We start from the raw sequence: 10,091 nt of genomic DNA on the forward strand, positions 1-10,091 counted from the left end.
CTGCATCGATGCAACTGTACTGGATGTCCGTCCAGCCCGGGACCGGCGGCGCCAAGGGCCGAATGACATAATCGCGCCTCGCTGCAACCGGAGACTCGCGCATGGAAATCGATCCGTCTCGGCAGCTTTCACTTCCCTTCTGACGCGCCGTTGCGAGGGAATTGAAAGCGCCCCATCCCTCGCCCAACCGCCAGACATTACAAGGGAATGAGCCATGCTCAACATCTTCACGCTTGCCAACGGCCGCCTCGTCCAGGAAGAGATCGAGGCCCTCGAAGAGCTGTCCAAGTTCCAGCCGATCTGGGTCGACCTCGAATCGCCCACGGTCGAGGAAAAGCGCTGGATCAAGCAGTACTACGGCCTGTCGATCCCGGAAGACGCGATGGACGAGGACATCGAGGAGTCGGCGCGCTTCTACGAGGAGGACAACGGCGAGCTCCACATCCGCAGCGACTTCCTGATCGCCGACGACGAGAACCCGCGCTCGGTGCGCGTGGCCTTCATCCTGAACCAGCACAACACCGAGTTGCGCAGCCGCGGCGTGCTGTTCTCGATCCACGACGAGGACGTGCCGGTGTTCCGCCTGCTGCGCATGCGCGCGCGGCGCGCCCCCGGGCTGATCGAGGACGCCAAGGAAGTGCTGCTGAAGCTGTTCGACGCCGACGCCGAGTATTCGGCCGACACGCTCGAGAACATCTACGACGAGCTCGAGATCGCCGGCAAGAAGGTGCTGTCGGGCAACGTCAGCGACGAGCTGGCCGGCGAGGTGCTGGGCTTGATCGCGCGCCAGGAGGACCTGAACGGGCGCATCCGCCGCAACGTGATGGACACCCGCCGCGCGGTCAGCTTCATGATGCGCAGCCGGATGCTGAACGCCGAGCAGTTCGAGGAAGCGCGGCAGATTCTTCGCGACATCGAATCGCTCGACAACCACACGGCCTTCCTGTTCGACAAGATCAACTTCCTGATGGATGCGACCGTCGGTTTCATCAACATCAACCAGAACAAGACCATCAAGATATTTTCGGTGGCCAGCGTGGCGCTGCTGCCGCCGACCTTGATCGCCAGCGTCTACGGCATGAACTTCAAGTTCATGCCCGAACTCGATCTGACCTACGGCTACGCCTATGCGATCGTGCTGATGATCGCCAGCGCCATGGTGCCGATGTGGTACTTCCGCCGTCGCGGCTGGTTGAAGTGAGCACCCCGTTGCTTGCTCACTTCGTGTAGCCGCCTACGGGCGGCCGCCAGAGGCGGCTGCTCTTCGGGCACGTCCAAGCCTGCGCAGGCAGGCTTGGAGCCGCGGCCCTCAGCCCCTCAAGGGGCGCACCCAGCGGACCGGCTGAGCCGGTTCCGCGGGTGCCCTCGAGCAGAGTGGCCTGGGCGGGCCTGGTTCTTATTGCGGCGAGAGTGTCGCCAGCCAGGCATCGACCAGCGCCAGGCTGTAGCGGCTCGCCACGGCCGAGACGAAACGCGTGAAGTCGCCGTGCGCCTCGTCGTCGGCGCGGTCGGAGATGGTGCGCACCGCGGCGAAAGGCACGCCGTAGTCGTGGCAGACCTGGGCCACCGCGGCGCCYTCCATCTCGACCGCCAGCGCGTCGGGCAGCGCGCTGCGCAGCTCGGCGCTTTCTGCCGCAGTCGAGACGAAGCGGTCGCCGCTCACCAGCAGGCCGCGGTGCACCGCCGGCGCTGTCAGCCCGAAATCCTCGACCACCTTCTTGCCCAGCAGCGCGACCGGGTCGCCCAGCAGGCCGGCGGCCACGGCGGCGAGCGCATCGCTGATGGCGGTGTCGGCCGCGAAGCGCGCATGGCCGGTCAGCGGCACCTCGTACTTCGGGAAGATCGGCGAGGCGTCGAGGTCGTGCTGCAACAGCTTGGTGGCGACCACCACGTCGCCCACCTGCACCCCCGGTGCCAGCCCGCCGGCGACGCCGGTGAAGACGATCGCCCGCACACCGAAGCGCTCCAGCAGCACCGTGGCCGTGAGCGCCGCCGCCACCTTGCCGATGCGCGACAGCACCGCGACCACCGGCTGGCCGTGCAGGTGGCCGACCCAGAAGTCGCGCCCCGCCACGCGCACGCGCTGCTCGTCGGGCATCTGCGCGAGCAACGCGCCGAGCTCTTCATGCATCGCGGCGACGATGGCGATCGTCATTGCTTGATGTCGACGCCATAGAAGGTGTGGCGGCCGAAGGGGCTGAGCTTGAAGTCGACCACTTCCTTGCGCACCGGCTTGAGCTGCACCGCATGCGCGATCGTGAACCACGGCGCCTGTTCCTTGAAGACCACCTGCGCCTTCTTGTAGAGCGCCTCGCGCTCGGCCTGCTTGGGCACGTTCTTGGCCTTCACCACCAGTTCTTCATAGGGCTGGTAGCAGAACTTGGCCACGTTGCTGCCGTTCGACTGCGCCGAGGCGCAGCCCAGCAGCGTGTACATGAAGTTGTCCGGGTCGCCGTTGTCGCCGGTCCATCCGAGCATGCCCATCTGGTGTTCGCCGGCCTGCATCCGCTTCCTGTACTCGCCCCACTCGAAGGTCTTGATCTCGGCCTTGACGCCGATCTTGGCCAGGTCGGCCTGCATCAGCTCGGCGATGCGCTTGGCGTTCGGGTTGTAGGGCCGCTGCACGGGCATCGCCCACAGGTCGGTCGTGAAGCCGTCCGGGTAGCCGGCCTGCGCCAGCAGCTTCTTGGCGGCCTCGGGATCGTAGGGGTCGTCCTTGATGGCGTCGTTGTAGGACCACATGGTCGGCGGGATCGGGTTCTTGGCCGCGACGCCAGTCGTCAGGTAGACGCCGTCGATGATCGCCTTCTTGTTGATCGCCATGTTGAGCGCGCGGCGCACGCGCACGTCGTCGAAGGGCTTCTTCTGCGTGTTGTAGGCCAGGTAGCCGACGTTGAGGCCGGCCTGCTCGAGCACCTGCACGTTCGGGTCCTTGCGGATCGCGTCGAGGTCGGCCGGATTCGGATACGGCATCACGTGGCACTCGCCCTTCTGCAGCTTGGCCCAGCGCACCGAGGCATCGGGCGTGATCGCGAAGATCAGGTCGTCGATCTTGGCCTTGCCGCCCCAGTACTGCGCAAAGGCCTTGAAGCGCACGATCGCGTCCTTCTGGTACTGCACCAGGTAGAAGGGGCCGGTGCCTATCGGGTCCTGGTCGATCTTCTCGGGCGTGCCGGCCTTGAGCATCGCGATCGCGTATTCCTTCGACTGGATGCCCGCATAGGGCATCGCGAGATTGGCGAGGAAGGGCGCCTCGGGCTTGTTGAGCACGAACTTCACCGTGTAGTCGTCGATGCGGTCGATCGACTTCAACAGCTTGGGCATGCCCATGTCGTTGAAGTAGGAGTGGTTGGAACTCGTGACCTTGAAGTAGGGGTCGTTCTCTTTCCACTGCCGCTCCATCATGAAGATCACGTCGTCGGCGTTGAGGTCGCGCGTCGGCTTGAAGCTCTTGGACGTGTCGTGCCACTTCACGCCGCGGCGCAGCTTGAAGGTGTACTCCAGGCCGTCCGGCGAGATGGTCCAGCTCTCGGCGAGGCCGGGGACGACCTTGGTGGTGCCGCGCTCGAACTCGACGAGGTTGTTGTAGACCTGCGTGGTGGCGTCGAACGACGTGCCCGTGGTGTTCACGGCCGCATAGAAGTTCTCGGGGCTGCCCTCGGAGCAGAAGACCAGCGTCTTCGCCGACGCGGCACCGCAGGCAAGCGCCAGCGCCGCCGGCACCAGTAGCGAAGCGGCGCGAAGACGGCGCGAGAGGTGGGAGGTGGGGGACATGGGGCTCGGCTCCTTCAGGGTTGAGGCCGCGCGAACGCGGGCGGGGAACGATCGGCGCGGACATCCGCCGCGCCATCCAGGAACTTCTCGGCATGGTGGCAGGCCACCCTGCGTTCGTCGAGCAGGCGCGGCAGCGGCCGCTCGCTGCGGCAGCGATCGGTGGCGTGCGCGCAGCGGGTGTTGAACACGCAGCCCGACGGCGGCGCCAACGGCGAGGGCAGTTCGCCCTTGAGCACGATGCGCTCCGCCGCGAGGCCCGGCGTCGAGGCCAGCAGCGCCTGCGTGTACGGGTGCAGCGGTCGGGCGAAGATGCGCGACTTCGGGCCCTGCTCGACCGCGTGTCCCAGATACATCACGAGGACCTCGTGCGCGATGTGGCGCACGACGCCGAGGTCGTGCGAGATGAAGAGATAGGACAGGCCCAGTTCGGCCTGCAGATCGGCCAGCAGGTTCAGCACCTGGGCCTGGATCGAGACGTCGAGCGCCGACACCGGCTCGTCGGCTACGAGCAGTCGAGGGTCGAGCATCAGCGCGCGTGCGATCGCGATGCGCTGGCGCTGGCCACCCGAGAACATGTGCGGGTAGCGGTTGGCGTATTCGGGCCGCAGGCCGACGCGGGCCAGCATGTCGCGCGCCTTCGACGCGCGCTCGGTCTTGCCGAGCTGGGTGTTGATCGCGAGCGGGTCTTCCAGCACAGCGGAAATCTTCTTGCGCGGATTGAGCGAGCCGTAGGGGTTCTGGAACACCAGCTGCACCGCCTGGCGCAGCTCGCGCCGGCGCTCGTGCGGCGGATCGATGGCGTCGTGGCCCACCAGCCGGAGCGAGCCCGCGGTCGGCTTCTCGATCAGCGCGACCATGCGCGCCAGCGTGGACTTGCCGCAGCCGGATTCGCCCACCACCGCGAGCGTGCGGCCGCGTTCGATGCGAAACGAGATATTGCCGACCGCCTGCAGATGCGCCGGCGCGCGGAACAGGCCACGTCGCACCGCGTACACGCGCTGCAGGTCCTGGGCCTCGACCACGACTGTCTCGTTCATTCAAGTGGTCCATGGCGCAATGCGCCTCGCGCGACGAATGAAACCGGCGCAGCCAAGGCCAGGGATACCGCGGAACCGGCTTCGCCGGGCCGCCAGTATCGCCCCCTCGAGGGGGAAGCGCCGAAGGCGTTTCGGGGGTGATTCATTTCACGAACTCCACGATGCGCGCGCCATCGCGTGCCAGCGCCTCGCCGCGCCGTGGATCGCCGAGCGCATAGTGGCAGCGCACCTGGCCGCCCATCCAGTCGCGCAGCTCGGKCCGCACCGCGCGCGAATGTTCCGTCGCGTAATCGCAGCGCGGCGCGAACAGGCAGCCGCCGGGTCGGTCATGAACGCCGGGCACCACGCCCGCGATGGTCGCGAGCCGCGCTTCGCCGGCCGCGCGCTCCGGCAGCGCCGCCAGCAGTGCCGCGGTGTACGGGTGCTGCGGCGCCGCGAACAGCTCGGCCACGCCGCGCTCCTCCATCACCTGGCCCGCATACATCACGGCCACGCGCTGCGCCATTTCGCTGACCACGCCCATGTTGTGCGTGATCAGCACCAGGCCCATGCCGCGCTCCTTCTGCAGGCTGCGCAACAGGTCGAGGATCTGGGCCTGGATCGTGACGTCGAGCGCGGTGGTGGGCTCGTCGGCGATCAGCAGCTTCGGATTGCAGGCGATCGCCATCGCGATCATCACGCGCTGGTTCATGCCGCCCGAAAGCTGGTGCGGATAGCTTCCGAGGCGCGACGACGCGGCCGGAATGCCGACCTGCTCGAGCAGCTCGGTGGCCCGCTTCTTCGCTTCGCGCTTGTCCAGATGGAGGTGCAGGCGCAGCGTCTCCATCAGCTGCCAGCCGATCGTGAAGCAGGGATTCAGGCTGGTGGTCGGCTCCTGGAAGATCATCGCCACGTCCTTGCCGACCAGCCCGCGCCGCGCCCGGTCGCTGATGCCGAGCAGGTCGTGGCCATCGAAGCGCAGGTGCTGGGCGCGCACCCGCCCGGGCCAGCCGATCAGGCCCATCAGCGCCATCATCGTGACGCTCTTGCCCGAGCCCGACTCGCCGACAATGCCGAGCACCTCGCCCTGCTCCAGCCGAAAGCTCACGCCGTCGACCGCGTGCAGCGTGCCGCCCTGCGTCGGGAATTCCACATGAAGGTCGCGGATGTCGAGGAGCGGCATGTCAGGCCTCCCGCCGGGCCGCCCCAAGGGAGGCCTGCGCCCCCTCGGAGGGCAGCGAATACACGAAGTGGTGAGCGTGGGGGTCCATAGCTTCAGCGCTTGAGCTTGGGATCGAGCGCATCGCGCAGCCCGTCGCCCAACAGGTTGAACGCGAGCACCGCCGCGAGGATCGCGAGGCCCGGGAAGGTCACGACCCACCAGGCCCGCAGCACGAACTCGCGGGCATCGGCCAGCATGGTGCCCCACTCGGGGGAAGGCGGCTGCGCGCCGAGGCCGAGAAAGCCCAGCGCCGCGGCGTCGAGGATGGCCGTCGACACGCCCAGCGAAGCCTGCACGATCAGCGGCGCCGCGCAGTTGGGCAGCACCTCGCGGAACATCAGCCGCAGCGTGCCGGCGCCGCTCACGCGCGCCGCCGTGACATAGTCGCGCGAGACCTCGGAGATCACCGCCGCACGCGTGATGCGCACGTAATGCGGCAGCACCACGACCGCCACGGCCAGCATCGCATTGATCAGGCCCGGGCCGAGGATCGCGACGATCACGATCGCCAGCAGCAGGCTCGGCAAGGTGAGCACCACGTCCATCAGCCGCATGATCGTGATCTCGAGCACGCCGCGGGCGAAGCCTGCGATCAGGCCCAGCGCGATGCCGACCGCCGCGGAGATCGCCACCACCGCGACGCCGATCGACAACGACAGCCGGGCGCCGAACATGAGCCGCGAGAGGATGTCGCGGCCGATCGCATCGGTACCCAGCAGGTGCGCCACCGAGCCGCCCTCCTGCCACGCCGGCGGCYGCAGGAAGGCCGTGCTGTCGGTCTGGTTCGGCGCGTGCGGCGCCAGCCACGGCGCGAACAGCGCCACCAGCAGCAGCGCAACGATCACGCCAAGGCCGATCACCGCGCCGCGGTTGGCCGAGAACGAGCCCCAGAACTCGCGCCAGGGGCCGGGCGGCGCGCTGCCTTGTTCGACCGGAACGGTTGTGCTGTTCATCTCAGGGCTCCGCCGCATGATCGTGCGACTTGCGACGGATGAAATCGGCGCGGCTCAAGTCCAGGGATACCGCGGAACCGGCTTTGCCGGGCCGCTGGTATCGCCCCCTCGAGGGGGAGGCGCCGCAGGCGCTTCGGGGGTGATTCCTCATGTTTGCCGGATGCGGGGGTTGATCAAACCGTAGGCCACGTCGACCAGCACGTTGACCGTCATCACGATCACTCCGAGCAACAGCATGCCGCCCTGCAGCACCGGATAGTCGCGCCGGCCGATGGCCTCGATCAGCCACTTGCCGACGCCGGGCCACGAGAAGATGGTCTCGGTCAGGATGGCGCCGGTGAACAGCACGCCGACCTGCAGCCCGATCACCGTGACCACCGGGATCAGCGCGTTGCGCAGCGCATGCACGCCGACCACGCGCAGCGGCGCCAGGCCCTTGGCGCGCGCGGTGCGGATGTAATCCTCGCCGAGCACCTCGAGCATGGCCGAGCGCGTCATGCGCGCAATCACGGCCAGCGTGTTGGTGCCGAGCACCACGGCCGGCAGGATCAGGTGCTGCAGCGCCGAGACGAAGGCGCCCTTCTCGTCGGACAGCAGCGTATCGACCAGCAGGAAGCCGGTGACCGGCTCGATGAAATACTGCACCGAGATCCGGCCCGAGACCGGCGTCCAGCCGAGCTGCACCGAGAAGAACAGGATCAGCAGCAGACCCCACCAGAAGATCGGCATCGAGTAGCCGGTCAGCGAGGTCGCCATCACGCCATGGTCGAAGACTGAATTGCGCTTGACCGCCGCCAGGATGCCGGCCGGGATGCCGAGCAGCAGCGCGAACAGGATCGCGCACAGCGCCAGCTCGACCGTGGCCGGGAACAGCGCCAGGAACTCGCTCATCACGGGCTCCTGCGTGATCACCGATTTGCCGAGATCGCCATGCAGGACCCGGCCGATGTAGATGCCGTACTGCGTGAAAAGCGGCTTGTCGAGCCCGTAGTCCTTGAGCAGGGCCGCGTGGCGCACCGGGTCGATGCCGCGCTCGCCGGCCAGCGTCTCGATCGGGTCGCCCGGGACCAGCCGGATCAGGAAGAAGGCGAGCAGCGTCATGCCGATGAAGGTCGGCACGAGCAGGCTGGCGCGAGTCAGGATGAATCTGAACATTCATCCCCAATATGCAAGAGCGATGCCGGGTCGGGTCCCCGGCCGAACCCTTACTACTTTTTGGCGTCGCGCAGTTCGCGGCGCAGGATCTTGCCCACCGGCGTCTTGGGCAGGTCGGTGCGGAACTCGATCACCCGCGGCTGCTTGTAGCCGGTCAGGTTGGCACGGCAGTGGGCCCGCACCTCGGCCTCGGTGAGCTCGGGGTTCTTCTTGACGATCACCAGCTTCACGCCCTCGCCGGTCTTCTCGTCGGCGATGCCCACGGCGGCGCATTCGAGCACCCCGGGCATCTGCGCGACCACGTCCTCGATCTCGTTCGGATACACATTGAAGCCCGAGACCACGATCATGTCCTTCTTGCGGTCCACGATCTTGAAGTAGCCGCGCTCGTCGGCGACCGCGATGTCGCCGGTCTTGAAGTAGCCGTCGGGTGTCATGACCTTGGCGGTCTCGTCGGGCCGCTGCCAGTAGCCGGCCATGACCTGCGGCCCCCGGACCGCGAGCTCGCCCGCGGCGCCCAGCGGCACCTCGCGGCCGTCGTCGTCGAGCAGCTTGACCTCGGTGCTCGGCAAGGGAACGCCGATGGTCCCGGTGTAGGCCGTGCTGGTGGTCGGATTGCAGGTGACCGACGGCGAGGTCTCCGACAGGCCGTAGCCTTCGCAGATCGGGCAGCCGGTTTTCTCGAGCCAGAGCTTGGCCACCGCGCCCTGCACCGCCATGCCGCCGCCGACCGAGACCTTGAGGTTCTTCCAGTTGACGGTGTTGAAGTCCGGGTGGTTCGCCAGCCCGTTGAACAGCGTGTTGACGGCCGGGAAGCTGTGGAAGGTGTGCTTCGACAGTTCCTTCAGGACGGCGGCGATGTCGCGCGGATTCGGGATCAGGATCAGCTTCCCGCCGGTGCGCATGCTGAGCATCATGTTCACCGTGAAGGCGAAGATGTGGTACAGCGGCAATGCGCAGACGCTGGTCGGCTGCTCGCCGGCCGGCACCTTCTGCATGACCGGATCGTTCCAGGCCTCGGACTGGAGCACGTTGGCGATCACGTTGCGATTCAACAGCACGGCGCCCTTCGAGACGCCCGTGGTGCCGCCCGTGTACTGCAGCAGCGCGACATCGTCGGGGCCGAGCTTCGGCGCCTGCAGCGTGCGCGTGGCACCCTTGTCGAGTGCGTCGTTGAAGCGCACCGCGCCCGGCAGGCTGTAGGCCGGCACCATCTTCTTGACGCTGCGCACCACGTAGTTGACCAGCGCGCCCTTCAGGAAGCCGAGCCGGTCGCCCATCGAGGCCAGCACGATGTGCTTGACCGGCGTGGCGGCCAGGCACTGCTGCAGCGTGGTGCCGAAGTTCTCCATCAGCACGATCGCGGTCGCGCCCGAATCCTTCAGCTGGTGCTCGAGTTCGCGCGGCGTGTAGAGCGGATTGACGTTGACCACGATCATCCCGGCGCGCAGCGCACCGGCCACCGAGATCGGGTACTGCGGGCAGTTCGGCATCATGATCGCGACCCGGTCGCCCTTCGCGAGGCCCAGCCCCTGCAGGTAGCAGGCGAAAGCGCGGCTCTGGCGGTCGACCTCGGCGTAGCTCAGGTCCTTGCCCATGAAGCTGTAGGCGGTGCGGTCGGCGTACTTGGTGAAGCTTTCTTCCATCAGCGCCACCAGGGAGGTGTAGCGCGAGGCATCGATGTCGGCGGGCACGCCTTGCGGATAGCTGCCGAGCCAGGGGCGATCAATCACTGTGTGTCTCCAGAGCGAATCTTTTGGGGAAATCTACCGCCATCGTAACTTGACGTTCGGATGCGGCACGGGCCGCGACACTGCGCGGCCCGTGGTCTTGCTGCGGGCGCCGAGCGCTACTCGACCGCCTTGGCCATGTCCTCGACGACCKTCTTGGCGTCGCCGAAGACCATCAGGGTCTTGTCCATGTAGAAGAGTTCGTTGTCCAGGCCGGCGTAGCCCGCGGCCATGCTGCGCT

The 10,091-nt window shown here is 67.3% G+C and carries 9 protein-coding genes; 1 reads left to right on the forward strand and 8 read right to left on the reverse strand.

Annotated elements, in window-relative coordinates:
• The first annotated feature begins 214 nt into the window (after nt 1–214).
• Nucleotides 215–1,201 (forward strand): magnesium/cobalt transporter CorA, encoded by a 987-nt coding sequence (gene corA / locus AC1D2E_RS32825; RefSeq protein WP_478201283.1) that lies wholly within the window; start codon nt 215–217, stop codon nt 1,199–1,201.
• 195 nt (nt 1,202–1,396) lie between these two features.
• Here the strand turns inward: corA and AC1D2E_RS32830 are convergent, their stop codons facing one another.
• From AC1D2E_RS32830 to AC1D2E_RS32865, 8 genes are all read right to left on the reverse strand, one after another.
• The gene (locus tag AC1D2E_RS32830; protein ID WP_478201284.1) at nt 1,397–2,155 is read right to left on the reverse strand and encodes a 5'-methylthioadenosine/adenosylhomocysteine nucleosidase; all 759 of its coding nucleotides are present in this window, start codon (nt 2,153–2,155) and stop codon (nt 1,397–1,399) included.
• Nucleotides 2,152–3,774 carry an ABC transporter substrate-binding protein gene (locus AC1D2E_RS32835; protein WP_478201285.1) on the reverse strand — a complete coding sequence of 541 codons (1,623 nt, stop codon included), beginning with the start codon at nt 3,772–3,774 and terminating at the stop codon, nt 2,152–2,154. The genes AC1D2E_RS32830 and AC1D2E_RS32835 overlap by 4 nt, the downstream gene beginning before the upstream one ends.
• 14 nt (nt 3,775–3,788) lie before the next feature.
• The gene (locus AC1D2E_RS32840; protein WP_478201286.1) at nt 3,789–4,811 is read right to left on the reverse strand and encodes a dipeptide ABC transporter ATP-binding protein; all 1,023 of its coding nucleotides are present in this window, start codon (nt 4,809–4,811) and stop codon (nt 3,789–3,791) included.
• Nucleotides 4,812–4,953: 142 nt separating this feature from the next.
• Entirely contained in the window at nt 4,954–5,973 is a 1,020-nt protein-coding gene (locus tag AC1D2E_RS32845) for an ABC transporter ATP-binding protein (RefSeq protein ID WP_478201287.1), read from the reverse strand.
• 92 nt (nt 5,974–6,065) lie between these two features.
• Nucleotides 6,066–6,965 (reverse strand): ABC transporter permease subunit, encoded by a 900-nt coding sequence (locus AC1D2E_RS32850; RefSeq protein ID WP_478201288.1) that lies wholly within the window; start codon nt 6,963–6,965, stop codon nt 6,066–6,068.
• Between the two features lie 147 nt (nt 6,966–7,112).
• Entirely contained in the window at nt 7,113–8,120 is a 1,008-nt protein-coding gene (locus AC1D2E_RS32855) for an ABC transporter permease subunit (RefSeq protein ID WP_478201289.1), read from the reverse strand.
• 53 nt (nt 8,121–8,173) lie between these two features.
• On the reverse strand, nt 8,174–9,853 hold the full coding sequence (locus AC1D2E_RS32860; protein ID WP_478201290.1) for a long-chain-fatty-acid--CoA ligase: 1,680 nt from the start codon (nt 9,851–9,853) through the stop codon (nt 8,174–8,176).
• A 116-nt stretch (nt 9,854–9,969) separates the two neighbouring features.
• Nucleotides 9,970–10,091, reverse strand: a 122-nt coding sequence (locus AC1D2E_RS32865; protein WP_478201291.1) for an NAD(P)(+) transhydrogenase (Re/Si-specific) subunit beta, incomplete at its 5' end; no start/stop codon positions are given.

It is taken from the genome of Variovorax sp. P1_H2 (genome assembly GCF_056405295.1).

Coding starts and splice junctions, on each gene's coding strand:
- corA (WP_478201283.1), top strand. CDS start 215: ATGCTCAACATCTTCACGCTTGCCAACGGCCGCCTCGTCCAGGAAGAG.
- AC1D2E_RS32835 (WP_478201285.1), bottom strand. CDS start 3,774: ATGTCCCCCACCTCCCACCTCTCGCGCCGTCTTCGCGCCGCTTCGCTA.
- AC1D2E_RS32840 (WP_478201286.1), bottom strand. CDS start 4,811: ATGAACGAGACAGTCGTGGTCGAGGCCCAGGACCTGCAGCGCGTGTAC.
- AC1D2E_RS32855 (WP_478201289.1), bottom strand. CDS start 8,120: ATGTTCAGATTCATCCTGACTCGCGCCAGCCTGCTCGTGCCGACCTTC.